Source organism: Mycobacterium sp. 1165178.9 (assembly GCF_001673555.1).
GTDB lineage: Bacteria > Actinomycetota > Actinomycetes > Mycobacteriales > Mycobacteriaceae > Mycobacterium.
The window spans coordinates 1-24,992 of record NZ_LZMB01000004.1; the positions used below are offsets into that span (position 1 = coordinate 1).

The following is a 24,992-nucleotide window of genomic DNA, read 5'->3' on the forward strand; positions in this document are numbered from 1 at the left end:
AACTTCGTGGCTTGCGGCCCACCGTGATCTATGGCTGACGAACACCCTGCGGGTGGTCACCCATGCGGGCGGTCCACTCTTGCTGGCGGCATTTGCGTTGCCGATTGCGGTTGCCGCCGCCTGGCGGTGCAGGTCGTGGCGGCCCGTGGTGCTTGTCCTCGTTTGTGGCGGCGGGATTCCACTGGTGCTCTTCACCGCCAAAGCCTTGGTTGGTCGAGAACGCCCGCCCGTGCCGTTCGCCCTGGTCGACGCGGACGGGTATTCGTTTCCCTCCGGGCACGCAACCGGCACCGCCGCGATCACGGTCATCACCGCGTGGATGCTGACCCGCTGGTTGATCCCGTGGTGGACCGCACGCGTGGTGGTCTGGACCGTGGCGATCGGTTCGGTGTTCCTGATCGGGTTCTCGCGCGTTTATCTGGGCGTCCATTACGTGAGCGATGTGCTCGCCGGCTGGATGCTGGGCATCGCTTGGGCCGGCGTCGTAATGCTCGCCGGATTCTGGTGGGACAGCACCACGCGCGCGGGCCCGCGACGGCCGGACGCGTGAGCACCCCCGGCGGATCAGAGGCGGTGCTGCCGAAGGTACGGAGGCACAGGAATGCCGGGCTGGAGGTCGTGGGCCACCACTGGCGTTCCGGCCGTCAGGCTCAGCGGCACCACGCCCGCCCAATGAGGCAGCGGGATGTCCTCCGGATCGTCGGCCGGCGGACCGCTACGCACCTTCGCCGACACCTCGACGAGGTCGAGCGCGAGCACCCCGGTCGCGGCGAGCTCGCGGGCATCGGGGGCCCTGCAGTCCTCGGCGCGCCCCGGCGCGATGTGGTCAAGCAGGCAGCGCAGCGCCTGCGACTTCTCCGCCGGATCGTCGACGACGCGCGCATCACCCAGCACGACCACAGAGCGGAAGTTGACCGAATGGTGCATCGCGGACCGGGCCAGCACCAGACCGTCGACCAGGGTGACGGTGACGCAGACCGGCAGGCCCGCCCCTGATGCGCTGGCCGCCTTGGCCGCCAGCAACGGGCCGCTGCCCGTCGAACCGTGCAGGTAGAGGGTTTCGTCGCAGCGGGCGTGCGTCGTGGGCAAGACCACCGGCCGACCGGCGGTCGAGTAACCCAGATGGCAGATCAGCGCCTCGTCGAGGATGGCGTGAATGGCGGGGCGGTCGTAGCGAGCGCGCTCGCGGTAGCGGGTCGGGGTGGTGCGTGCCGTCGGCTGATATTCGGTCTCCACGAGTTTGCCCTCAGTTTTGTCCTAGTACATAATAAGTTGCGTGCCAGTACAAAACAGCATAGCCGGAAGGGGTGCGGAGTCCATAGCCGCCAGCATCGAGGCGGCGATCTCGACCGGTGCCCTGGCGCCAGGCGACGCGCTCCCGCCGGTCCGTGAGCTCGCCGGCCAGCTCGGCGTGAACGCCAACACCGCCGCCGCGGCCTACCGCCTGCTGCGTCATCGCGGGGCCGTCGAGACCGCCGGCCGGCGTGGCACCCGCGTGCGCCACCGCCCGGCGACCACGCCGCGCTCGCTGCTCGGCCTGGACGTGCCCGCAGGCGTGCGCGACGTATCGACCGGCAACCCGAACCCGGGCCTGCTGCCCATCGCCCGCGCCTCGCTGGCCGGTTCGGGTGCCGGCCAGCCGGCTCTTTACGGCCAGCACGCCCTCTCGGCCGAGCTGGAGGAATTCGCCCGCCGCGCGCTGACCGCGGACGGGATCCCCGCCGATCGCCTGGCCGTGACCAGCGGCGCGCTGGACGGCATCGAACGCGCGCTCATCGCGCATCTGCGCCCCGGCGATCGCGTCGCCGTCGAGGATCCAGGCTGGGCGAACCTGCTCGATCTCCTTGCGGCGCTGGGACTCTCGGCCGAGCCGGTGCGGGTCGACGACGACGGCCCACTGCCCGACGACCTGGCCCGGGCGCTGGGAAGCGGGGTGCGTGCTCTGGTGCTCACCAACCGCGCGCAAAACCCCACGGGCGCAGCGCTTTCGGCGGATCGCGCCGAATCGTTGCGCAATCTGCTGACGCGGCGGGCCGACGATCTGCTTCTGGTCGAAGACGATCACTGCGCGGGCATTTCCGGGGTATCGCTGCGCGCCCTGGCCGGCTGCACCGCGCATTGGGCGTTCGTGCGCTCGGCCTCCAAGGCTTACGGCCCCGATCTGCGAGTTGCCGTCCTCGCCGGCGACCAGCGCACCGTCGAGCGGGTGCATGGCCGATTGCGGCTCGGGCCGGGCTGGGTCAGCCATTTCCTCCAGCGCCTCGCCGTCGACTTGTGGTCCGACCGGGCGTCGGTGGCGCTTGTCGCGACGGCCGAACATCACTACGCCGCCAGACGTCAACGGCTATGCGACGCCTTGGCCGAACGCGGCCTGCCGGCGCACGGACGCTCCGGACTCAATGTGTGGGTGCCGGTTCCCGATGAGGCGGTCGCGGTTTCCCGGTTGCTCGGCGCGGGCTGGGCGGCCGCACCGGGCAGCCGGTTCCGGATGAACACGCCCGCGGGCATCCGCATCACGATCTCCGAGCTGACTCTCGACGAGATCGACCCGCTCGCCGACGCGGTCGCACGGGCGGCGCGTCCCGACGGCCGGATGATCGTGTAGGCCCAGCTCAGGCGTCCTCGTCGGTGGCAGGGGGCGCGGGTTCGCTCCATAACAGTTCGACGCCGGCATTGGGCACGATGTCGTGGCGCACGGTACGCCGGTCCGATACGGTGTCCGCGCGATGGCTCGGCTGGTTCCGGCAGATTCGTCGTTGACCGAATTGGCTCATGGCGGCATCATCCGGGGTGAGCCCGCGGAGCCGCCAGTCAGTTATCCACAGCCGACAGGATGGCCAACGAATGGCCTTCTAGCACAGTGCCGTCGGCATCGACGGTCGGCTCGTCCCAGGCCAGCACCACGTCACCGCTGACCGGGACCCTCACCGGCTCGCCGCCGAGGTTGCACACGATGCGCAACCGGCCGCGGTAGACGATGATCCATCGCTCGTCCTCGTTGTAGTCGACCGTGAGGTGGTCCAGCCACGGATCGGCCATGTCGGGGTGGTTGCGCCGCAACGCGATCAGGTCCCGATACAGGCGGTGCAGCCGGGCGTGCTCGCCGGCGCCGACCTCGTTCCAGTCCAGTTTGCAGCGCGCGAATGTCTGGGGGTCTTGCGGATCGGGGATCTCGTCGGCGTCCCAGCCGTGTTCGGCGAACTCGGCCTTGCGTCCTTCGGCTGTGGCCCGGGCCAGCTCCGGTTCGGGGTGCGAGCTGAAGAACTGGAACGGGGTCGAGGCCGCGTATTCCTCACCCATGAAAAGCATGGCGGTATACGGGGATCCGAGCACGAGTGCGGCTTTGACGGCCAGCTGTCCGCCGGTCAGGTTCTGCGACGGACGATCGCCCAGGGCGCGATTGCCGACCTGGTCATGCGTGCAGGTGTAGGCGATGAGCCGGGTGGCCGGGATGCCGGTGTCCTCGCTGGTGTCCAGCGGCCGCCCATGGCGGCGATGCCGGAACGACGAATAGGTGGCGGCGTGGTAGAAGCCGTGGCGAAGCGTCTGCGCCAGGGTGGCCAGACTGCCGAAGTCGCCATAGTAGCCCTGACGCTCACCGGAAACAGCGGTGTGAATGGCGTGATGAATGTCGTCGGCCCATTGCCCGGTCAGACCGTAGCCGCCACGGTCGCGCGGGGTGATCAGCCGCGGGTCGTTCAGGTCGCTCTCGGCGATCAGCGACAGCGGGCGCCTCAATTGCTGTGCCAGCCAGTCTGTTTCGGTGGCGAGCTCCTCGAGGATGTGGATCGCGGTGGTGTCCACCAGCGCGTGGACGGCGTCCAGCCGCAAGCCGTCGGCGTGGAAATCACGCATCCAGCGCAGCGCGCATCCGATGATGTAGCGGCGCACCTCGTCGGAATCGGCGTCGGCGATGTTGATGCCCTCGCCCCACGGGTTGCTCGCCGACGACAGGTAGGGCCCGTATCGCGGTAGGTAGTTCCCCGACGGTCCGAGGTGGTTGAAGACCGCGTCGATCAGCACCCCCAAACCCTTGGCGTGGCAGACGTCGACGAAGCGCACCAACCCGTCGGGGCCGCCGTAGGGCTCGTGCACGCTGTACCACAGCACACCGTCGTAGCCCCAACCATGGGTACCGGCAAAAGAATTCACCGGCATCAGTTCGACGAAGTCGACGCCGAGGTCGACCAGATAGTCCAGCTTCTCGATGGCGGCGTCGAAGGTTCCGGCCTCGGTGAACGTGCCCAAATGCAGCTCGTAGATCACCGCGCCCTCGACCGCACGCCCGGCCCACCCGCCGTCGGTCCACGTCGCGGCGGCGGGATCCCACAATTGCGAGCGGGCATGCACTCCCTCGGGCTGGCGGGGTGAGCGCGGGTCCGGCAACACGGTGGGGTCGTCGTCGAGCAGGTAGCCATAGCGGGCGTCCGGCGCGGTGTCCACGGTTGCATGCCACCAACCGCCGGCCGAGCGCGTCATGGCGTGCACCTGGCCCTCGACGTCGAGCCGAACCTGCGCGGGTTTGGGCGCCCAGACCCGGAATTCAGTCATGATGGCGCTCCAGCAGGACCACCGGCAGGTCGGCGAACAATTGGGCGGCCGACGTCGGACCGTCGGCTATCGCCCCGGTGAGGGCGTCCTTCCAGGTTCCGTCCGGCAGCGGCAAAACCGTATTGCCCCAGCCGATTTCGGCCAGCCGGACCGTCCAGCGGGTCACCGCCACCACGATGTCCTCGCCGCGGCGGAAGGCCAGCACGTGATCGCCGGCGTCGCCGTTGGCGAGTAGCGGCAGGTAGTCGCCGTGCAGGAAGGTGTCCTGATGGTGACGGCGCACGCGAAGTGCGGTGGTGACGACGCGGATCTTTGGATGCTCCAGGGCCCGCAGGGCGGCGCGGCGGGCGGCATAGTCGACGGCACGGCGATTGTCCGGGTCGACCAGGCTGTCGTCCCATAGCTCGGTGCCCTGATACACGTCCGGAATTCCGGGTACGGTCAGCGCGAGCAGCTTCTGGGCCAGCGCGTCGCTGGCGGCGTGCGGATTGAGTTGGGCGACAAGCTCGGTCAGCTGGCCGGCCACCGGGCCGTCGAGCACGGTGTCCAGCCATTGGTGCACCGCGCCCTCGAAGTCGGCGTCCGGCTCGTTCCACGAGGTATGCCAGGCCGCTTCCCGGATGGCCTTTTCGGTGTAGCCGTGCAACCGCTCGCGCAGCGCGTCGGTGACCTCCCCGTTGGCTGGCCATACGCCGAAGATGTTCTGCCACAGGAACTGTCCGGTCGCGGGATCGGGGGAGGGCGCGTCGATCTCCCAGCGGGCAAGGAACTCCGTCCACAGCGAGGGAACCTGTGACAGCACCGAAATGCGTGCGCGCACGTCCTCGCCGCGTTTGGTGTCGTGGGTGGTCAGCGCCGTCATGGTCTGCGGCCACAGCCGGGCCCGGGTGGCGGCGCTGTGATGGAATTCGGCCGCGCCGACACCGAACCGGTGCGGCTCGCCGCCCACCTCGTTCAGCGACACCAACCGGGCGTCGCGGTAGAACAAGCAGTCCTCGACGGCCTTGGCGGTGACGGCGCCACACAGCTGCTGCAGCCGGGTGGCCGGCTCCCCGCCGCGGGCCAGCGCCGCGGCCAGCACCTGCAGCGCGGGGCCCAACTGCGGTGCGGTCGCCTCGGTTTCGGCCAGCGCGGTGGGCAGCAGTGCGGCCAGACCGGGGTAATCGCAGCGGTAGACCCCGATATGGGTGAGCAGCGCGGCCACCGCATCGGGCAGCAGCGGGTGGTCGGCGCCTGCGGCCGCCACGATGCTGCGGCGCAGGCGACGCAGCTCACTGGCCAGCGTGTCGGTGGCCGAATGGATCTTGAGGTCCACCAGCATGTCCGGCATCGCCGCGTAGTCCACGCCGGCGGATTCCACCAGCTCGGTCAAGGTGGGGGCGCCGCTGGGATCCACCAGGACGCCGCCGACTTCGCGCAGCACGTCATAACCGGTGGTGCCGCCGACGGGCAGGGTGGGCTCGAGCGCCTCGTCGACGGCCAGGATCTTCTCGATCACAATCCAGGCTTCCGGGCCGGTCAGTTCGCGCAGCCATGCCAGATACCCACACGGGTCGGACAGGCCGTCGGGGTGGTCGATGCGGATGCCGTCAACCAGCCCTTCCGCGAACCACCGGCCGACCTCGGCGTGGGTGGCGTCGAAGACAGCGCGGTCCTCCTGACGCAACCCGGCCAGCGAGGTGATCGAGAAGAAGCGGCGGTAGCCGCATACGCCGTTGCGCCATCCCACCAGCCGGTAGTGCTGACGGTCGTGTACCTCGGGACCGCTTTCCCCCGCGGTACCTGGCGCGATCGGAAACGCCAGATCGCCCAGGCGCAACACGTCCCCGTCGACCGTGAGATCGGCGGCGTCGTCGTCGGAACCCAGCACCGGCAGCACGATGCGGCCGTCGTCGTCCAGGTCCCAGTCGATGTCGAAAAACGTTGCATAGGGCGAAGAACGGCCGTTGCGCAGGACGTCCCACCACCACGGGTTCTGCCGCGGCTGGTCGATGCCCACGTGGTTGGGCACGATGTCGACGATCAGGCCCATGCCGCGCGACCGGGCCGCCGCCGACAACCGCGCCAGGCCGTCACGACCCCCGAGCTCGGGAGACACCGTCGTCGGGTCGGTGACGTCGTAGCCATGGCTCGATCCCGCGGTCGCGGTCATGATCGGAGACAGGTACAGGTGCGACACCCCGAGGTCGTTCAGGTAGTCGAGCAGACCTTCCGCGTCGGCGAAGGTGAACGCGAACCCACTGGATTCACCACGCAGTTGCAAACGGTAAGTGGAGATGACGGGTAAAGCCATGCGTCACTGCGTCTTACGCAATACCAGCAGTGAACGCGAGGGCAGCGACACCTTCTCCTCTGCGGTCACCACCTGATCGGCTCCTCCTTTGCGTCCCGCCGGTTCGTTGGTGTCCAGTTCCACGGTCCACTCTTTCGCATAGTCGCTGTTCGGCGTCACGAAGTCCACCGGATCTTCACCGGCGTTGAAACACAACAGGAATGAGTCGTCGATGACCTGTTCACCGCGGGCGTTGGGTGCGGTGATGGCCTCGCCGTTGAGGAACACCGCGACACATTTGTGAATGCTTTCACCCCAGTCCTCATGCGTCATCTCGCGGCTACTTGGATTCAGCCACGCGATGTCGCGCACCTCGTCGCCGCTGCGGATCGGTTCGCCCTCGAAGAACCGGCGCCGGCGGAACACCGGATGCCGCTTACGCAGCGTGGTCACCCGGCGTGCGAACTCCAGCAGGTCGGCATTCTTGTCCACCAAAGACCAGTCCATCCAAGACAATTCGGAGTCCTGGCAGTACACGTTGTTGTTACCGTTCTGGGTGCGGCCAAACTCGTCACCGTGGGCGATCATCGGCGTGCCCTGGCTGAGCATCAGGGTCGCCCAGAAGTTGCGCATCTGGCGGCAGCGCAGCTCGATGATGTCGGGGTCGTCGGTGGGGCCCTCCACGCCACAGTTCCACGACCGGTTGTGGCTCTCCCCGTCCCGGTTCTCCTCCCCGTTGGCCATGTTGTGTTTCTCGTTGTAGGACACCAGGTCGGCCAGGGTGAACCCGTCGTGTGCGGTGACGAAGTTGATGCTGGCGCTCGGGCGCCGACCGGTCGCCTCGTACAGGTCCGACGACCCGGTCAGCCGGGAAGCGAACTCGCCCAGGGTTGCGGGCTCGCCCCGCCAGTAATCGCGCACAGTATCGCGATACTTCCCGTTCCACTCGGTCCACAAACCCGGGAAATTTCCGACTTGGTAGCCACCCTCGCCGACGTCCCACGGCTCGGCGATCAATTTGACCTGGCTGACGATCGGATCCTGCTGCACCAGATCGAAGAACGCGCTCAACCGGTCGACGTCGTGCAGTTCGCGGGCCAGCGTGGCGGCCAGGTCGAAGCGGAAACCGTCCACATGCATCTCGGTCACCCAATAGCGCAGCGAGTCCATGATCAGCTGCAGCACGTGCGGGTGGCGCGGATTCAGACTGTTGCCGGTGCCGGTGTAGTCCTTGTACAGCCGCAGGTCGGTGTCGACCAGCCGGTAGTACGCGGCGTTGTCGATGCCACGGAAGTTGATGGTCGGTCCCAGGTGGTTGCCCTCGGCGGTGTGGTTGTAGACCACGTCGAGGATCACCTCGATGCCGGCTTCGTGGAAGCTGCGCACCATGGACTTGAACTCTGCGACGCTGGACGTGCGGTTGGCCGCGTACTGGTTGTGCGGAGCGAAATACCCGAAAGTGTTGTAGCCCCAGTAATTTCGCAGCCCCAGGTCCAGCAGCCGCGAGTCGTGCATGAACTGGTGCACGGGCATGAGCTCGATGGCCGTGACCCGCAGCGACTTGAGGTGGTCGATGATGGCCGGGTGGGCCAGCCCGGCATAGGTGCCCCGAAGCTCCTCGGGGACGCTGGGGTGGGTCTGCGTCATCCCCTTGACATGGGCTTCGTAGATGACTGTCTCGTGATAGGGGGTCAGCGGTGCGCGGTCGGATCCCCAGTCGAAGAACGGGTTGCTCACCACGCTGGTCATGGTGTGGCCCAGCGAGTCGACCATGGGGGGAACGCCCGGGTCGGCTCCATCGGCGTTGGGTCCGTCCGGGTCAACGGCCTTCATGTCGTAGGAGAACAGCGCCTGGCCGAACGTGAAGTCGCCGTGAAAAGCCTTGCCGTAAGGGTCAAGCAGCAGCTTGCTGGGGTCACAGCGGTGACCGGCGGCCGGATCGAACGGACCATAGACGCGGAAGCCGTATTGCTGGCCGGGGGTGATGTTCGGCAGATAGGCGTGCCAGACGAATCCGTCCACCTCTTCCAAGGGAATCCGCGACTCGCTGCCCTGATGGTCGATCAGGCACAACTCCACCTTCTCGGCGATTTCGGAGAACAACGAGAAGTTGGTTCCCGCGCCGTCGTAGGAGGCGCCGAGCGGATACGGCTCGCCCGGCCACACCCTGGCGAGTTTGGGTTGGTGGTTACCGCCTGCTTCTGAAGCGGGACTGTTGGTTGACACCCATCGACCTTATCCGCGCCCGGCTGCGCTCACGCGGGTTGGAGGCCAGGAGTAAGGCGGGTCACCACCAGCCGGTGGCCTCGGCTATCTGGCGGCCCAATTCGGGTGCCATGGTCCGCACGTAGGTGGGGGACAGGTGGTGGGCGCCGTGATAGATCAAGATGTTCCCCTCGACCGGGCGGCACACGTCGGCGCGGCAGATCGCATCCGACATATCGAGCACCTTGAGCTGCGGGAACTGCTCGACGAAATCGAGTGTCTGGTTGTGGTCGGAGAGCATGTCGGACCGTTTGATCGCGCATGACTGCGCGGTGCCGCCCCGTTTGGCCAGGCAGTCCGCCGGGTCGAACGGTTGACCGTTTTTGACCAGCCAGGGCGTGTCTCGCATGCCGAGGATGGGAATGTTGTTGTCGGACAACGTTTGCCAGATCCCGATATAGGTGGCGGGCATCACATCGCCGGTCTTGATGTTCCACGGCCGGGTGGTGGTGGTGAAAACGTAATCGGGCCGGTCGGTGACCAGCTTGGTCATCGTTCGTTGCACCCACTCCCGGCACTGGGGGTAGGGGGAGTTGTTGCCCATGATCAGTGGGACCTGCTCGGTCGACAGCGGGCAGCCCATCTTGAGGTACGTCACGACCTTGAAGCGGTGCTGCTTGCCCAGGATGTCCAACGCGGGCAGCCAGTGCTCGGCATGCGACCCACCCGCCAGTGCGATGGTTCGGTCGGCGGCGACATCGCCGTAGGTGCAGGTGACCACTGCGGGGTTGACGAAGTCGCTGATGCAGCCGTCCCGGGTCGAAACGGGCAGGTCTTGTTTGACCTCTAAGACCGTGGGCCGCATGGGCAACGCGGGCACGCGCAGGTGTTCGGTGAGGGCACGAGCGCCCGGATAGTCCTGCGGGTTGAGGACGCTGAGCTCCTTTCCGGCCGATCGCAAGACCGTGACGTGCTGGCGCCAGGTGAACGACGTCGCGGTCAGCGTCACTCCCAGCAACACGATGGCCGATCCCAGCGCCATCGTCGGCCGGGCCAGGCGCGTCAGCCACGGAATGGTCGGCACCGCCGCAGCCGGCCGCGAGGATGCGCGGTAGCGCAACGGGTCCTCGACGAGCCGGTTGGTCAGATACGCCAGCACACCGGACACGAGCAGCAGCACCGCGCCTTCGACGAAGCCGGCGTGCTTATGGCCGCTGTAGGACAGCCAGAAGATCAGCAGCGGCCAGTGCCAGAGGTACAGCGCATACGCCATGGCGCCCAACTCCACCAACGGACGCGTCGCCAGCAGGCGATTGGGCAGCGGCAGCCGGCCACCGCGACCGCCCGGCAGGTTGGCTCCGACCAGGATCATCAGCATGGCGGCGCCGACCGGCACCAGGGCCCACGGCCCGGGGAACTCGTGCACGCCGTCGATCAACGCCCCGCAGGACAGCACCGCGCCCAGCGCGACCGTGGCCAACACCGTCCGCAACCACATAGGCCAGCGGACGCGGGTGACCAGCGCGCCAACCAGCGCGCCCAGCAGCAGCTCCCAACCCCGCGCGAAGCTGTTGTAGTAGGCGGCCGCCTGGTCGTGCTGATGCGCGATGATCGCGTAGACGAACGAGGCCACCGTCAACGCGGTCAGCACCCCCACGAACACGGCGCGCAACCGGGCGCCCAGACGGCGCCGGAACAGATAGGTCAGGCCGGCGATCAGAACCAGGAAGCTGACGTAGAACTGACCCTGCACCGACATCGACCAAATGTGCTGCAAGGGGCTGACGGCTTCGCCCGCCCGTAGGTAGTCGGACGCGGTGTTGGCCAGCTCCCAGTTCTGGTAGTAGCCGAGGCTGGCGAGGCTTTGATCGGCGAATGTCTCCCAGCGGGTCTCGGGTTGAACCAGGATGGTCAAGACCGCGCAACCGGCCAGCACCACGACGAGGGCGGGGACAAGGCGTCGGGTCAGCCGGATCACCTCGGACACCGGCGACAGAGTCACAGTCGGGTTCAGTGCGGCGCGAATGACCTTGCCGCCGAAAAAGAATCCGGACAGCGCGAGAAACACGTCCACGCCGCCGGAGACCCGACCGAACCAGATATGGAAGACGGCGACCAGCGCTATAGCGATGCCCCGCAGGCCGTCAAGGTCGTAGCGATAAAACCTCTCGGACCCCGCTTTGTGCACCCCCGTGGCCCGCGGATCGGCGATGGCGTCCGGCGCAAGAGACGGTGGCGGGGTCTGCATGATCGACAGTCAATTTACCGAAAACCCGCCACGGGCTCCCGGCAGCTCGCGGCGCGGCGGCTGCTCAGGTGGGTCGCTGAGCTTCCGCGCCGGGCGGCGGGGAGCAAGTGGCGGGCGTCGGACGGTCGGAGATGGACTAGGGAAATTACCTGCCGATGCCGGCGCCGGTCGGCTGCAACGGCGACTGCTGGGTCGGCAGCTGCTGCACGGGAGGCTGCTGGAACGGCGATTGCTGCTGCGGGGCCTGTTGCGCGGGTGCCTGCTGGGTGGGCAGCTGCTGCGGGGCCTGCTGATACGGCGATTGCTGCAGCGGTGCCTGTTGGGCGGGTGCCTGCTGGAGGGGCGCCTGCTGGGTGGGCAGCTGCTGTGGCGCTTGCTGGTACGGCGACTGCTGCACGGGTGCCTGCTGGGCGGGCAGCTGCTGCGGTGTCTGCTGGGCGGGCAGCTGTTGTGGCGCTTGCTGCAGCGGCGCCTGCTGCACCGGCGCGGAGGCACCGAGCACCCGGACCATGTAGGGCGTCATGCCGTTGGCGCGCACCGGCGAGACCTGCACGACGTCGCCGACCTCGAGCATCTGGTTGTTGCCCAGGTACATCGCGACGCTCTGGGTGCCCTCGGGGCCATAGAAGATCAGGTCACCCTTGCGGGCCTGCTGCGGCACGATCTTCTGGCCGACCCGGTAGATCGCGCCCGACGACCGCGGCAGCTTGATGCCGGCGCCGGCGTAGGCGTACTGCATCAGCCCCGAAGCGTCGAAACCGACCGTATTGATGCCGGTGCCGGTGCCACGGCTGGGGCCGTTGATGCCGCCACCGGCCCAGGAGAACGGCACACCGCGCTGCGACAGACCGCGGGCGACCACCACGTCGGTGGCCTGCTGGTAGTCCATCGACCTGGCGCCCGGGTCGGCGGTCGCGATGGCGGGAACCACCATCGGCGCCCCGAGCAGGGCCAAGCCGATCGCGAAGGCGTAGATGCGTTTCATGTTTCTGGCCTCTCCAGGCGCTCAATGGCCTCGGCGCGGTGACTTCGCGCGTCCGCCCCCGGGTCATGGACCAACCGAGGCCCCCACGCTGGGGCCGGACGCGGTCCATGGCACTTGCGAAGTGAATCAACGGCCGAGCCGCTAGTTCACATCAGTCACACAAGCCACTTTGACAACAGATGGTGTTGGCCGCCAGGTCCACGCTGGATTTTTTGTCGTACCGTGACCGGACGGTGACTGGCGCGCCCAATCCCGTATGCGCAGTTGTGATTTCGGTCTCAGCGCTACAGATCCGCGCGTCCGCCGGAGGCCGGCGGCGCGGCGATCAGAGCCAGTAGCGTTCGCTGAACATCGTCAGCAGCGATCCGGCTATCGAGCTGACCATCACCAGCGCCAGCGACAGCACCGGCCAGAAAGACATGTACCAGCCCTTCAGCAGGGATACGACCGGCCCGATGACCGCCGCGGTCATGGCCGCACCGATGCCGCCCCACACCACCGGGTGGATGTACAGGTCGAGTCCATAGGGAACCGGCCCGCAGGTCTCGTCCTCGCAGACATTCGCCAGGAAGCCGAAAAGCCGCGTCGGCCAGGTGGTCGCCGTGGCCAGCACCGCGAGCAGGACCAGCAATACGACGGTGCAGATGATGTCCCAGGGCGCCACGCGCACGCGAAGCACCCGCGGCGCTTCGTCGTCGTACTCCAACAGCGGGTAGTGGGTGTCCCGGGACCAGCCCGGCCCCGGCGCGGGCCCGGCTTCGGCTCCCTGCGCTGCGCTGTCGGGCTGCTGCGGCGTGGCCATGATGTCCCATGCTTCCCGACGTCGGAGTTTTGCGCGAATCGGCTGCTTTACCCTCGATCACTATGCCCGCGGCGAAGGCCGGGTTGACGCCCGATCAGATCAGCGCGATCGACGCCGCGCATCTGTGGCATCCCTACAGCACCATCGGCGCCGAATCCGTTGCGCCCGTCGTGGCGGTCGGCGCCCGCGGTGCCTGGCTCACCCTGATGCGTGACGGCAAGCCCGTCGAAGCGCTCGACGCGATGAGCTCCTGGTGGACCGCGATCCACGGGCACGGCCACCCGGTACTGGATGCGGCTTTATCCGCCCAGCTCGGCGCCATGAACCACGTCATGTTCGGCGGGCTGACCCACGAACCCGCGGCGCGCCTGGCCCAGCTGCTGGTGGAGATCACCCCGGCGGGCCTGGAAACGGTGTTCTTCAGCGACTCCGGCTCGGTATCGGTGGAGGTGGCGGTCAAGATGGCGCTGCAGTACTGGCGCAGCCGCGACCGGCCCGGCAAGCATCGGCTGATGACGTGGCGCGGGGGCTACCACGGCGACACCTTCACGCCGATGAGCGTCTGCGACCCCGAGGGCGGCATGCACTCGCTGTGGACCGACATCCTGGCCAAGCAGGTGTTCGCCCCGCAGGTGCCGCGGCACTACGACGCCGGCTACAGCGCGGCGTTCGAGGAGCAACTGGTCCGGCACGCCGCCGAGCTGGCCGCGGTCGTCGTCGAGCCCGTCGTGCAGGGCGCCGGCGGCATGCGCTTCCACGACCCGCGATACCTGCGTGACCTGCGCGAGATCTGCCGACGGCACGACGTGCTCCTGATTTTCGACGAGATCGCCACCGGCTTCGGGCGCACCGGCGAGCTGTTCGCCGCCGACCACGCCGGCGTGAGCCCGGACATCATGTGCGTCGGCAAGGCACTGACCGGGGGATACCTGACCCTGGCCGCCACCCTGTGCACGGCCGACATCGCCCACACCATCAGCGGCGGCGAGGCCGGAGCGCTGATGCACGGCCCCACCTTCATGGCGAACGCGCTGGCCTGCGCGGTGTCGGTGGCCAGCGTCGAGGTGCTGCTCGGGCAGGACTGGCGGTCGCGGGTCGGTGAGATCGGCGCCGGCCTGGCCGCCGGACTCGAGCCGGCCCGGGCGCTGCCCAGCGTGAGCGACGTACGGGTGTGCGGCGCCATCGGCGTCGTCGAGTGTGAGCGCCCCGTCGACCTGGCCGTCGCCACCCCCGCGGCCCTGGACCGCGGCGTCTGGCTGCGCCCGTTCCGCAACCTGGTCTACGCGATGCCGCCCTACATCTGCACGCCCGACGAGATCGCCAAGATCACCTCGGCGATGGTGCAGGTCGTCCGCCTCGTAGGCTGAACGCCGATGAAGGCACCAATCGAGGTTTCCCCGCTGGCCTGGCTGGAGGCGGTGGAACGGCAGCGCCGCGAGGCCGGGCTGCGTCGCTCACTGCGGCCGCGTCCCGCGGTCGCCACCGAGCTGGATCTGGCCTCCAACGACTACCTCGGCCTCTCGCAACACCCCGACGTGATCGACGGAGGGGTCGCCGCGCTGCGCATGTGGGGGGCCGGGGCGACCGGGTCCCGGCTGGTCACCGGCGACACCGAGTTGCACCAGCAGTTCGAGTCCGAGCTGGCCGACTACGTCGGCGCCGCATCCGGGCTGCTGTTCTCGTCCGGCTACGCGGCCAACCTGGGCGCCGTCGTCGGGCTGTCGGGCCGGGGTTCGCTCCTGGTCTCCGACGAGTATTCGCACGCGTCGTTGGTGGATGCCTGTCGGCTGTCCCGAGCGCGGGTGGCGGTGACGCCGCATCGCGACGTCGGCGCCGTGGAGGCGGCGCTGCGGGCGCGCGACGAGGAGCGCGCGGTCGTCATCACCGAGTCGGTGTTCTCCACCGATGGCGCGCTGGCACCGCTGCGGGAACTGCACGAGGCGTGCCGTCGCCACCGCGCCCTGCTCATCGTCGACGAGGCGCACGGTCTGGGGGTGCGCGGCGCCGGGCGCGGGCTGCTGCACGAGGCCGGGCTGGCCGGTGCACCCGACGTGGTCATGACCACCACACTGTCGAAGGCGCTGGGCAGTCAGGGCGGCGCGGTGCTCGGCCCGGCGTCGGTGCGCGCCCATCTCATCGACGCGGCGCGGACGTTCATCTTCGACACCGGCCTGGCCCCTGCGGCGGTGGGCGCCGCGCGGGCCGCGCTGGCGGTGCTGCGTTCGGAGCCCTGGCGGGCGGCCGCGGTGCTGCGCCACGCCGCCATCCTGGCCCGGGCCTGCGGCGTATGCGAGGCCCCGCAATCGGCGGTGGTCTCGGTGATCCTGGGCGACCCGGACGTGGCGGTGGCTGCCGCGGCCGCCTGCCTGGATGCCGGCGTGCGGGTGGGCTGCTTCCGGCCCCCGACTGTGCCCGCCGGGACGTCGCGGCTGCGGCTGACCGCCCGCGCGTCGCTGGACGACGCCGAGCTGGAGGTCGCGCGCCGAGTCCTGACCGATGTGCTCGGGAAGCTTGGCTGAGGCGCGCCGGTGACGGTCCTGCTCGTCACCGGCACCGACACCGGGGTCGGCAAGACGGTGGCCACCGCGGCGCTGGCGTGTCACGCCCGTCAGGCCGGCCTCGACGTCGCCGTGTGCAAACCGGTCCAGACCGGCATCGACGCCGGCGACGACGACCTCGCCGAGGTGGCCCGGCTATCCGGGGTGCGCGAGCTGGCCGGGTTCGCCCGGTACCCGCAGCCGCTGGCGCCGGTGGCCGCCGCCGAGGCGGCCGGAATGCCGTTGCCCCCCCGTGAGCAACTGCTGGCGCTCATCGGTGAGCTGGACCGGCCGGGCCGGCTGACGTTGGTCGAGGGCGCCGGGGGGCTGCTGGTCGAACTCGGTGAAAACGGTGTCACCGCACGCGATCTCGCTGTCGCGTTGGGCGCCGCGGTGTTGGTCGTGGTCAGCCCCTCCCTGGGCACCCTCAATCACACGGCGCTGACTCTGGAATCAATTGCCGCGCAAAATCTTTCATGCGCAGGCCTGGTCATCGGCAGCTGGCCCCGGCGGCCTGGGGCGGTGGAGACGACGAACCGGCCCGCGCTGGCCCGGCTGGCGGCGGTTCGCGCGGTGCTGCCCGAAGGTGCGGCGTCGCTGGACGCCGCCGAATTCGCGGCCATGTGCGCCCAGGCGTTCGACCGCGACTGGGTCACCTCGCTGGTGGGCTGATGGTCCACTCCATCGAGCTGGTCTTCGACCGCGACACCGAGTCCGCCATCCGGCACATCTGGGAAGCGCTGGCCTCGGCGGGAATTCCCAGTCAGGCGCCCGCCAGCCGACCGCACGTGACGCTGGCCGTGGCCGACGGCATCGCCGCCGACGTCGACGAGCTGCTGAGCCCGCTGACCGAGCGGCTGCCACTGCGCTGCCTCATCGGTGCGCCGGTGTTATTCGGCCGCGCCACTGCGGTTTTCGCGCGGCTCGTGGTGCCGTCCGGCGAGCTGTTGGCCCTGCACGCCCAGGTGCACCGGGTGTGCGCTCCGCACCTGAAGCCCGGTCCGATGCCCAACAGCCTGCCCGGTCAGTGGACCGCGCACGTCACCCTGGCGCGCCGTGTCGGCGGCGCACAACTCGGGCGAGCGCTGCGCGTGGCGGCCCGGCCCACCCAAATCGACGGCAGCTTCGCGGGTTTGCGGCGCTGGGACGGCAACAAGAAGGTCGAGCATTTGATCGGCGGTTAGCCCCCGAAGAGCAAATACAACCCGGTGAATGTGTAGCCGACCATCACCAGCATCATCGTCAGCTGCCCGGTGAGCTGATGGCCTGCGGGCAGCAGCCGCAGCGCTTTGTCGTGGGCGGCGATCACCGCGACGATGTGCCCGGTGACCACACACGTCACCTTGACCGCGGCCAGCACCGGAGGGTGCATGGACAACACGTAGGCCACGTGCAGATGCGCCAGACCCAGCAGATTCCACCCGTGGCCGAAGGGGTCGGCCAGCGCGAACAGCGCCTGCTGGCCACGCTCCACCAGGTAGGACAGGTAGTGCGCGAAGATGTAGCCCACCACGATTGGGATCAGCGAATGCGCCATCTCGCCGGGCAACTCGCGGCGCTGCTCTGCGGTGACCCCGCCGGTGGCGCGTGCCGCGAGTGAAAATGTCACTGCCACAACGCAAATGAAGACGATCAGACCGATCGTGCGCAGCACCGACGACGCCAAGGTCGGGGACGCGCCGAAATCGCGGGTGAGCTGGTCGGAAAAGCCGCGCCACGTCGGAGATGACGAGAAACTGTCGAACGCCGTCGAGCCGAGCAGCACCGCGAGCAGCACCACGACCCCGGGCCGCACCGGTAGCGACGGCAGGTGGTCGAGCGGGTTGCCGATGACGATCTTTCCGGTCTCCCGGCCGCGCCGAAACGGCGACAGCCGGGAGACCGCCATGCTGTAAACGCCGAACGGGTCGGCGCGGGCCAGCCAGCGCTGCCCGCACAGCCACGCGCCGGCCAGCATCAGCACGCCGTAGCAGGCTATCCACGTCCTCACCCAGGGCAGTGACGCCGAGTTGGGGCTGGCCAGCTCCATCCAGACGAAGGCGAACAGGCCGACGGCAGCGGGCCGATACCCCCAGCTTTCGGGGTAGGACAGCCGTGGCCGGCCGAGCCGCTCCGGGACGATGCGCCGGAGCAACAGATACACCGTGCGCATCGGCGAAATCACCCGCCACACCGGTCCGACGGCTAACGACAGCGCTACCAGGCCGACCCACAGCAGCACGTAGAACGCGCCCAAAAGACCGTTGGACTCCGATTCGGGACCCCACACTCCGGCGGCGACCGCCCACGCCGCGAACACCAGGGCCACCGCGGCCGCCGACCAGCGCGCCACCCGGGAGTCGACCAACGTCGTCAGCGCCGTCGGCAACGGCCGGCCCGGCTTGAGCGGATCGAACCGCGGCCGCCGCCACGCGAATGCCACCAGGGCGAAGGTGAAGGTCAGGGCCCAGGCCGCCCCGACCATCGCGTAGGCATAGGGCACCGGGAGGTCACCCGAGCCACCGAGACCGTGCGCGAGCACCACCGCCGCGGCGGCGGGGCTCACGACTGCACTTGGATTGTTGCGATGGTGCGGTCCAGATGGTGCAGCTCGACCGCGACGTTGCCGGGCACGTCGACGGCGAAGCCGAATGTCTGGTTGGGTGCGGCCGCGACCTGGAACTTATGGTCGGGCGTCGAATGCACGTGCAGCTCGTCGGTGGCGTCGCTGCTGACGCGCAGGGTGATCTGCTGATGCACCTTGGCCTGCAGCGTGGCGTTGGTCGGAGTGACCTGCCCGTTGGCGATGGTCACGTCGATAGTCAGCGGTGCGGCCGGAGACTTGCTGGTGGAGCCGCCGCCGCAGCCGACCAGGCCGCAGACCAGCGTCGCCGCGCACGCCGCTACTAGGGTGCCTCGAAGTGACATCGACCTACGCCGCCCGCGGAATCGGCTGCTTGTCTTCCACGGGTTCCGGCTCGGCGAGGGAGTTGTTGAGCCGGCCGGCGCCCCAGGTCAATCCGGCGATCACCATGAGCGTCAGGAACAGCACCACGATCCCGCCCGCGGTAAACAACCAGGCAGGCGCGCTCTGGTCGCGTTCGCGCTGCAGGATGGTGACTTCCAGGACGAACGGACGCGTGCTCGATGCCAGCGCCGGGACCTCGGGGGCCGGAATGGCGGCGTCCGCCGGTTCCCAGATCGGCACGGCCGTCATCGTGCGGCCGTCCTGGACCCGGAGCAGCGTCTTCCATTCCCCCCACACCGGGACCGGCTGGGTGGAGCGGTAGTGCCCCGGCCCGACCTTGGCGAGCCGGTCGATGGCCAGGCCGCGGTCGTTATTCATGCGCCCCTGCCAGGACAGGATCGTCAGCCAGTCCGGATTGTCGCTGACCATGTCGGAGGGCAGAAGTTGGACGTCGGCCGACACCATGCGCTGCCCTGGCGGACTGGGCAGATCGGTCAACGTGATGGTGGCGTTGTTCTTGCTGGGCACCACGATGTGCAAGCCGTTGGCCACGGCGCCGCCGATCACCAACACCGTCACGACGATCACCGAAATGCCGATGGCGCGTCCGGGGAGGCGCTGCCCGGTGAGCACCATGCCGAACATGGCGCCGCACATACCCATCAGGACCGCCACCGGCACGGCCGTGGCCAGGGCCTCGGGCCACATGCTCATCGGCCAGGGGTAGTGGTAGACCGCCGCGATCCACAGCGACTCAAGCCAAAGCCCGACCGTGCCCACCCCCAGCCCGGCGACGGCGCCGAACAGGATGGGGCGCTTGAAAAGCGGGGTCAGCGCGACCAGCTCGACTGCCAGCGCGGGTCCGAGGTAGAGCGGGAACCAGTTGATGGGCGCGCCCAGTATCGGCCCGACCAGAAAGGCGACACCACCACGCAGGGCGATGGCGAAGACGGCCGAGATCAGGGCCGCGCCTCGTCCCATGGTGATGCGGGCAGCGATCGCCGCCAGGGCTGAAGCGCCGGCGATCAGCATGGGTTGGAACACCAGGCGGAATTGCGGGACGCCGAAATCGAACTCGATCTGATAGACCGACAGGCCGATGAACAACCCGCCGAAGGACAGGTAACGCAGGAAGGTGATGAAGACGCCGTGGTAGACGTCTTCGCCTTCCTCGGCCTCACCCTCGCGCTCCAGCATCAGCACCGCGAACAACGAGAAACAGGCACCGCCGATCATCATCAAATGCGTTGGGCCCCAAAGGGTTACGTCTTGGCCGAAGATTCGGTGCCAGATGTCGTCGAGCGGGAACCCGATCATCGCGTACAGCCCGCAGCCGGCCATCAGCACACCCCCGACCGGTGCGCGCCAGTTCTGCGTGATGCGCACCGCCGCCGGGCCTGGCTGGTCATACGGCAGGACGACGGCCGTCATTCCGCCCACGAAGATTCCGAACAGTCCGATGATGATGAAGTAGTGCGCGGGGTTGGCCAACGGCCCCGGGTCGCGGCCGTTGCCGATATGCCAGCTGACGTCCCAGATGAAACCGAACAGCGCGCAGATGATCGAGGTGGTGAACACCAGCACCGGCAGGGCGACCCAGCCGGGCCGGTGGAACTTCTCGCCGAGCTTGTCGGCGAGGCGGGTCAACCAGGTGATGCGACGGGTGCGATGGGCATGGCCCACCCACAGCATCAGCAGCGTGATCACCAGCGCGGCGATCGAGAGCCCGATCACCTGGTTCAGCCCCGCACCGCGTGCCGGTGACTCGGCAAGAATCGTCATTTCATTCGACCGCATCGTCGTGCCTCCCAACCGCGCCGGGCTGCCCCGGAGGATCCGATTCCCTCAACCGCTTATTACCGCCAAGTAGGTACGTGATTGTTTGTTTAATGCCCCGACGCAGGGCTCGTCAATCACGCTTTTTGTCGGGCGTGTCGGGCTGGGAGCCGTCGTTTACCGAACGCGTGGCGTTGCGGCCCGCGCGTCGGTCGCGCAGTGCGATGTACAAGATGACCCCCACCACGATCACCGCAGGCAGGAACGCCGGCGCCGCCAATAGCAGCATGTGGTGCGCCAGGATTTCGGCGTGGAAAGTCACCATGGTCGTATACCCATAGGTAGGTCGTGTACTTCGGCCGTTACCCTACTTTGAACACTTTTCATTCATCGCTGCCATCACCATGTGGCAGGTGTGTCCCCACGTGCGGACACGAAAAAGAGGCAGGGGAGTACCTGGTGACGCAAGCGGCAACTCGACCGACGGCCGAAACCGGCAACGACGAGGACATCTTGGCGGTGGCCCGGCAGCAGGTGCTGGAGGACGGCCAGGGATTGAACCGGGAGCAGGTGCTGCGGGTGCTGCAGCTGTCCGACGACCGGCTCGATGAATTGCTGGCGCTGGCACACGAGGTGCGGATGCGCTGGTGCGGCCCCGAGGTCGAGGTCGAGGGCATCATCAGCCTCAAGACCGGTGGCTGCCCGGAGGACTGCCACTTCTGCTCGCAGTCGGGCCTGTTCGCGTCGCCGGTGCGCAGCGCCCGGCTGGACATTCCCAGCCTGGTCGAGGCGGCCAAACAGACCGCAAAGTCCGGTGCCACCGAATTCTGCATCGTGGCGGCGGTGCGCGGCCCCGATGAGCGGCTGTTGGCCCAGGTCGCGGCCGGTATCGAAGCGATCCGAAACGAAGTCGAGATCAACATCGCCTGCTCGCTGGGGATGCTGACGGCCGATCAGGTCGAGCAGCTCTCCGAGATGGGCGTGCACCGCTACAACCACAACCTCGAGACCGCCCGCTCGTACTTCACCAACGTCGTGACCACCCATAGCTGGGAGGAGCGTTGGGACACGTTGTCGATGGTCCGTGACGCCGGCATGGAGGTCTGCTGCGGCGGCATCCTCGGCATGGGTGAGACCCTCGAGCAGCGCGCGGAATTCGCCGCCGAGCTGGCCGAACTCGGCCCCGACGAGGTGCCGCTGAACTTCCTCAACCCGCGGCCCGGAACCCCGTTCGGCGACCTGGAGGTCATGCCGGCGAGCGAGGCGCTGAAGTCTGTGGCCGCCTTCCGTCTGGCCCTGCCGCGCACCATGCTGCGATTCGCCGGTGGCCGCGAGATCACGCTGGGAGACCTGGGTGCCAAGCAGGGCATCCTGGGCGGCATCAACGCTGTGATCGTGGGCAACTACCTGACGACGCTGGGTCGTCCCGCCGAATCAGACCTGGAATTGCTGGACGATCTGCAGATGCCCCTCAAGGGGCTAAACGCCAGCTTGTAGGCGGCTGTCGCGGCTAGGGTTGGAGACTTGTGGTTGGCGATCTGGGCGCTGCGGTGAGCGCCGGCGTCTACAACGTCTACACCGGGGAATTAGGGGGCACCTCAGTGCCGACAGCGGCTCAGCTGGGTCTCGAGCCTCCCCGGTTCTGCGCGGCGTGTGGGCGCCGGATGGTGGTGCAGGTCCGGCCCGACGGCTGGCGGGCGCGCTGCTCGCGGCACGGTGAGGTCGATTCCGGTGATCTGGAGACGCAGCGGTGACCGACCCGGCCAAGTCGGACGCCGTGGATGGCGCCGCGTCCGACGTTTCCCGGCGGGCGCGAACGCGCGCACTCCTGGTCGTGGTCTTGGGGTCCGCGGTCACCGGTGTGGTGATCGGCGGAGCGTGGGCGTGGATCGCCCCGCCGATCCACGCCGTGGTGGCGCTCACCCGCTCGGGTGAGCGCGTTCATGACTATCTGGGTAACGAGTCCGAGCAGTTCTTCGTCGCGCCGGCCCTGATGCTGGGGCTGTTGACCGTGCTGGCGGCGGTGGCCTCGGTCGGGGTGTGGCAGTGGCGCGAGCACCGCGGGCCGGCGATGGTGATCGCCCTGTCGAGCGGCATGGTGGCGGCGGCCACCGCGGCCTCGGCGGTGGGGGCCGGGCTGGTTCGGCTGAGCTACGGTGCCCTGAACTTCGACGCGGTACCGCTGACGAACAGCCCGTCGGTCGCCTACGTCGTGCAGGCGCCGCCGGTGTTCTTCTCGGACGGCCCGCTGCAGATCGCGATGACCCTGTCGTGGCCGGCCGGTATCGCGGCCCTGATCTACGCCGTGCGTGCGGCCGCCGACGCCCGCGACGACCTGGGTGCGCTTCCGCCGCAGCCTAGGTTTTCCGAAGCGCTGCCCGTGGCGGGTGGAGGCCCCGCGGAAGCGCCCATGTCATAGCGGACGACGGCCGATCTTGCGGCCCGTGACCACCTTTGCCGCGATCTTCATCAGCCGGGCCATGCCGACGTAGGTCATCGGGTTGAACATCGTCGGCCACGTGGTCCGGATCAGGTGTTCGGTCAGCGGGCGGCTTTCGAAGCGATCCGTCAGCCAGCGCAGCGCCATCGGCGCTGACAGCGGATGCAGCATCATGTGCTCGTTGAAGGCGTCGCGGTGGTAGGTGACGTGCGCGCCGCCGGCGGAGTACGCATCGGCCAGCACGTCGATGTCGTGCACGTCGATCAGGTAGTCGTGCACTGCCTGCACGATCAGCACCGGGGGTGTCGGGACCGCGGCACCCAGCTTGATGTGGTCGAAGACGTAGGTGACTTCAGGGGTGGACAGGATCTGCTCGAGCGGCTCGTCGAGGTAGTCGCCCATGTTCTTGCCGGCCATCCGCACCACGGCTTCCACCGTCGTCATCTTCTCCAGCGAGTCGAGCAGGGCGCGCCCCTCCTCGCTGGTGTGCTCCCGGATCACCCGGTCCAGGTCGGGATAGATGTGCGCAAGCGCGGCTACCACCAGCGCGGGAAGCCCGGACAGAAAGCTGCCGTTGAGCCGGCGGAAGGTGTTACCGAGGTCCCCGACGGGTGAGCCCAGCACTGCCCCCACGATGTCCAGTTCGGGCGCGTATTCGGCGCACATCTCGGCGGCCCATGCGCTGGCCAGTCCGCCGCCGGAGTATCCCCACAGCCCGACTGGGGCCGACGAGGACAGGTTCAGGCGCTCCGAGCTCCGCGCGGCCCGGATGCCGTCGAGCACGCGGTAGCCGGGTTCATAGGGCGCTCCCCACAAGCCGCGCAGGCCCTCGTGGTCGGGCACCGAGACGGCCCACCCCTCGGCGACGGCGGCGGTGATCAGGAAGAGCTCGAACTGGCCGATGGCGCCCAAGGCCTTCGCCCTGCGCCGCAGCGCGTAGGAGGGAAAACAGCGCGACGAGACGGCGTCGATCGCGCACTGGTACGACAACAGCGGGCACGACTGACCCGGCGCGAGGTCGGCGGGGACGATCACCGTCGTGGCGGTGGCCTCCGGCTCGCCGTTCATGTCCATGGTCCGGTAGAGCAGCTGGACGGCTTTCATGGGTTGCGGGATCAGCCCGAGGAACGCCAACTCGACGTCGCGCGAGCGCAGCACGGTGCCGGGCTCGGCGTGCTGGAAACCCAGCGGCGGCTGGTAGAACGGGTCGTCCGAGGGCAGCAGCGGACGCACCTTGTGCTGCAGTTCCTCGTGTGGCGGCCGGGCGATCCATTCCGCGCCGTGCGTGCCTGCCAGGTTGCCGAGCTCAGCCATTGAGGCTCCCTTCGTGGCCACCCGGCATTCTCGCGCACGAACGGCAGGTAACCAAAACGTAATCGCCGCATTGTGAGCGACTTCTCGTCACATTGGCCAGGTCAGAGCGCTAATCAAGTGAATTCGCCCGCGCGTCGCCCGACGACGCTTTTCCATCAGCCTAGCCAGGAAGGCCCGGCGGCTTGAGCGCGGCGAATTCGTCGGTCACCCGTAGCGCCGCGTCGGTGAACCGATATAGCGCGGCCGGACGTCCGCCGCTGCGCCCTGACTGCGCGATGGTGCCGGTCGCCGTGATCACGCCGCGCCGGGCCAGCACTCGCTGCAGGTTCGTCGCGTCGACCTGATAGCCCAGCGCGGCGCCGTAGATGTCGCGCAGCGTGGAAAGCGCGAATTCCCTTGGCGCCAAAGCGAAGCCGATATTGGTGTAGGAGAGCTTGGCGATCAGCCGGGTGCGGGCGTTGTCCACCATTTGATTGTGGTCGAAGGCCATCGGCGGCAGGGAGTTCACCGGATGCCAGCGGGTGTCCGGCGGCAGCTCGGGGCTGGCGGGGGAGGGCACCAGGCCCAGGAAGGTCGACGCGATCATCCGGGTGTCCGGCACCCGGTGCGGATCGGAGAACACCGCGAGCTGTTCCAGGTGTGCCAGCTCTTTGAGGTCGACTTTCTCGGCGAGTTGCCGCCGGACGGAGGTGATCATGTCCTCGTCGTTGCGCAGCTGCCCGCCCGGCAGCGACCACTTACCCTGCTGCGGCTCCCTAGCGCGCTGCCATAACAGCACGTTCAGCTGCGGTTTCGCGGTGTGGCGTCCCTTCGTAGCCTGTCCGGTCACCCCGCGAACCTGGAACACGACCGCGAGCACTTCGTGGGCGGTGCTACCATGGGCCATGTTTTCGATTATAAGTCGAAAACCTCCTG

At 68.4% G+C, this 24,992-nt stretch carries 23 protein-coding genes; 9 read left to right on the forward strand and 14 right to left on the reverse strand.

Features of this window, described 5'->3' with window-relative positions:
* Positions 1-550, forward strand: a 550-nt coding sequence (locus A5652_RS00160) for a phosphatase PAP2 family protein (protein WP_156745065.1), incomplete at its 5' end; no start/stop codon positions are given.
* A 14-nt stretch (positions 551-564) separates the two neighbouring features.
* Here A5652_RS00160 and A5652_RS00165 read toward each other — a convergent pair.
* Positions 565-1,236, reverse strand: coding sequence for a pyridoxamine 5'-phosphate oxidase family protein (locus tag A5652_RS00165; RefSeq protein ID WP_067345215.1), 672 nt, complete (start codon positions 1,234-1,236; stop codon positions 565-567).
* A gap of 40 nt (positions 1,237-1,276) precedes the next feature.
* Between A5652_RS00165 and A5652_RS00170 the strand changes: the two genes are divergently transcribed.
* On the forward strand, positions 1,277-2,605 hold the full coding sequence (locus A5652_RS00170) for an aminotransferase class I/II-fold pyridoxal phosphate-dependent enzyme (RefSeq protein ID WP_067345217.1): 1,329 nt from the start codon (positions 1,277-1,279) through the stop codon (positions 2,603-2,605).
* 7 nt (positions 2,606-2,612) lie between these two features.
* On the opposite strand, the gene A5652_RS27965 is transcribed toward A5652_RS00170, so the two are convergent.
* From A5652_RS27965 to A5652_RS00200, 7 genes are all read right to left on the reverse strand, one after another.
* On the reverse strand, positions 2,613-2,774 hold the full coding sequence (locus A5652_RS27965; RefSeq protein ID WP_197513665.1) for a hypothetical protein: 162 nt from the start codon (positions 2,772-2,774) through the stop codon (positions 2,613-2,615).
* Positions 2,775-2,811: 37 nt separating this feature from the next.
* Complete coding sequence (gene treZ / locus A5652_RS00175; protein ID WP_067345220.1) at positions 2,812-4,551, reverse strand: malto-oligosyltrehalose trehalohydrolase; 1,740 nt, start codon at positions 4,549-4,551, stop codon at positions 2,812-2,814.
* The gene (treY, locus tag A5652_RS00180) at positions 4,544-6,844 is read right to left on the reverse strand and encodes a malto-oligosyltrehalose synthase (protein WP_067345223.1); all 2,301 of its coding nucleotides are present in this window, start codon (positions 6,842-6,844) and stop codon (positions 4,544-4,546) included. The genes treZ and treY overlap by 8 nt, the downstream gene beginning before the upstream one ends.
* A 3-nt stretch (positions 6,845-6,847) precedes the next feature.
* A complete protein-coding gene (gene glgX, locus A5652_RS00185) occupies positions 6,848-9,049 on the reverse strand; it encodes a glycogen debranching protein GlgX (protein ID WP_067345225.1) in 2,202 nt (733 codons plus the stop codon).
* Between the two features lie 61 nt (positions 9,050-9,110).
* Positions 9,111-11,276, reverse strand: a complete 2,166-nt coding sequence (locus A5652_RS00190) for an acyltransferase family protein (protein ID WP_067345228.1) — start codon at positions 11,274-11,276, stop codon at positions 9,111-9,113.
* 145 nt (positions 11,277-11,421) lie between these two features.
* Complete coding sequence (gene ripD, locus A5652_RS00195) at positions 11,422-12,261, reverse strand: NlpC/P60 family peptidoglycan-binding protein RipD (protein WP_067345231.1); 840 nt, start codon at positions 12,259-12,261, stop codon at positions 11,422-11,424.
* 325 nt (positions 12,262-12,586) lie between these two features.
* Positions 12,587-13,063, reverse strand: a complete 477-nt coding sequence (locus A5652_RS00200; protein ID WP_067345233.1) for a hypothetical protein — start codon at positions 13,061-13,063, stop codon at positions 12,587-12,589.
* A 62-nt stretch (positions 13,064-13,125) separates the two neighbouring features.
* On the opposite strand from A5652_RS00200, the gene A5652_RS00205 reads away from it, so the two are divergent.
* From A5652_RS00205 to A5652_RS00220, 4 genes are read left to right on the forward strand one after another with little or no spacing between them, the layout of a single operon-like run.
* Positions 13,126-14,430, forward strand: coding sequence for an adenosylmethionine--8-amino-7-oxononanoate transaminase (locus A5652_RS00205; protein ID WP_067345235.1), 1,305 nt, complete (start codon positions 13,126-13,128; stop codon positions 14,428-14,430).
* A 6-nt stretch (positions 14,431-14,436) separates the two neighbouring features.
* Positions 14,437-15,582 (forward strand): 8-amino-7-oxononanoate synthase, encoded by a 1,146-nt coding sequence (locus tag A5652_RS00210; protein WP_067345238.1) that lies wholly within the window; start codon positions 14,437-14,439, stop codon positions 15,580-15,582.
* Positions 15,583-15,591: 9 nt separating this feature from the next.
* Positions 15,592-16,272, forward strand: a complete 681-nt coding sequence (gene bioD, locus A5652_RS00215; RefSeq protein ID WP_067345241.1) for a dethiobiotin synthase — start codon at positions 15,592-15,594, stop codon at positions 16,270-16,272.
* Positions 16,272-16,784 (forward strand): 2'-5' RNA ligase family protein, encoded by a 513-nt coding sequence (locus A5652_RS00220; RefSeq protein WP_067345245.1) that lies wholly within the window; start codon positions 16,272-16,274, stop codon positions 16,782-16,784. The genes bioD and A5652_RS00220 overlap by 1 nt, the downstream gene beginning before the upstream one ends.
* Here A5652_RS00220 and A5652_RS00225 read toward each other — a convergent pair.
* From A5652_RS00225 to A5652_RS00240, 4 genes are all read right to left on the reverse strand, one after another.
* Entirely contained in the window at positions 16,781-18,145 is a 1,365-nt protein-coding gene (locus tag A5652_RS00225) for a hypothetical protein (protein WP_067345248.1), read from the reverse strand. The two genes, A5652_RS00220 and A5652_RS00225, sit on opposite strands and share 4 nt — an antisense overlap.
* Positions 18,142-18,507 (reverse strand): hypothetical protein, encoded by a 366-nt coding sequence (locus A5652_RS00230; protein ID WP_067345251.1) that lies wholly within the window; start codon positions 18,505-18,507, stop codon positions 18,142-18,144. The genes A5652_RS00225 and A5652_RS00230 overlap by 4 nt, the downstream gene beginning before the upstream one ends.
* Positions 18,508-18,511: 4 nt before the next feature.
* Positions 18,512-20,344 carry a hypothetical protein gene (locus tag A5652_RS00235; RefSeq protein WP_067345253.1) on the reverse strand — a complete coding sequence of 611 codons (1,833 nt, stop codon included), beginning with the start codon at positions 20,342-20,344 and terminating at the stop codon, positions 18,512-18,514.
* A 112-nt stretch (positions 20,345-20,456) separates the two neighbouring features.
* A complete protein-coding gene (locus tag A5652_RS00240) occupies positions 20,457-20,648 on the reverse strand; it encodes a hypothetical protein (protein ID WP_067345256.1) in 192 nt (63 codons plus the stop codon).
* 134 nt (positions 20,649-20,782) lie between these two features.
* On the opposite strand from A5652_RS00240, the gene bioB reads away from it, so the two are divergent.
* The 3 genes from bioB to A5652_RS00255 are packed head-to-tail and all read left to right on the forward strand — an operon-like array spanning position 20,783 to position 22,742.
* Complete coding sequence (gene bioB, locus A5652_RS00245) at positions 20,783-21,820, forward strand: biotin synthase BioB (protein ID WP_067345258.1); 1,038 nt, start codon at positions 20,783-20,785, stop codon at positions 21,818-21,820.
* A gap of 29 nt (positions 21,821-21,849) precedes the next feature.
* A complete protein-coding gene (locus A5652_RS00250) occupies positions 21,850-22,077 on the forward strand; it encodes a hypothetical protein (protein ID WP_064883538.1) in 228 nt (75 codons plus the stop codon).
* The gene (locus A5652_RS00255) at positions 22,074-22,742 is read left to right on the forward strand and encodes a DUF2567 domain-containing protein (protein ID WP_067345261.1); all 669 of its coding nucleotides are present in this window, start codon (positions 22,074-22,076) and stop codon (positions 22,740-22,742) included. The genes A5652_RS00250 and A5652_RS00255 overlap by 4 nt, the downstream gene beginning before the upstream one ends.
* Here A5652_RS00255 and A5652_RS00260 read toward each other — a convergent pair.
* Together A5652_RS00260 and A5652_RS00265 are read right to left on the reverse strand one after the other, a co-directional pair.
* Positions 22,737-24,077 (reverse strand): lipase family protein, encoded by a 1,341-nt coding sequence (locus A5652_RS00260; RefSeq protein ID WP_067345264.1) that lies wholly within the window; start codon positions 24,075-24,077, stop codon positions 22,737-22,739. The genes A5652_RS00255 and A5652_RS00260 overlap by 6 nt on opposite strands.
* A gap of 160 nt (positions 24,078-24,237) precedes the next feature.
* Positions 24,238-24,963, reverse strand: a complete 726-nt coding sequence (locus A5652_RS00265; RefSeq protein WP_067345267.1) for an NUDIX domain-containing protein — start codon at positions 24,961-24,963, stop codon at positions 24,238-24,240.
* Positions 24,964-24,992 lie beyond the last annotated feature (29 nt).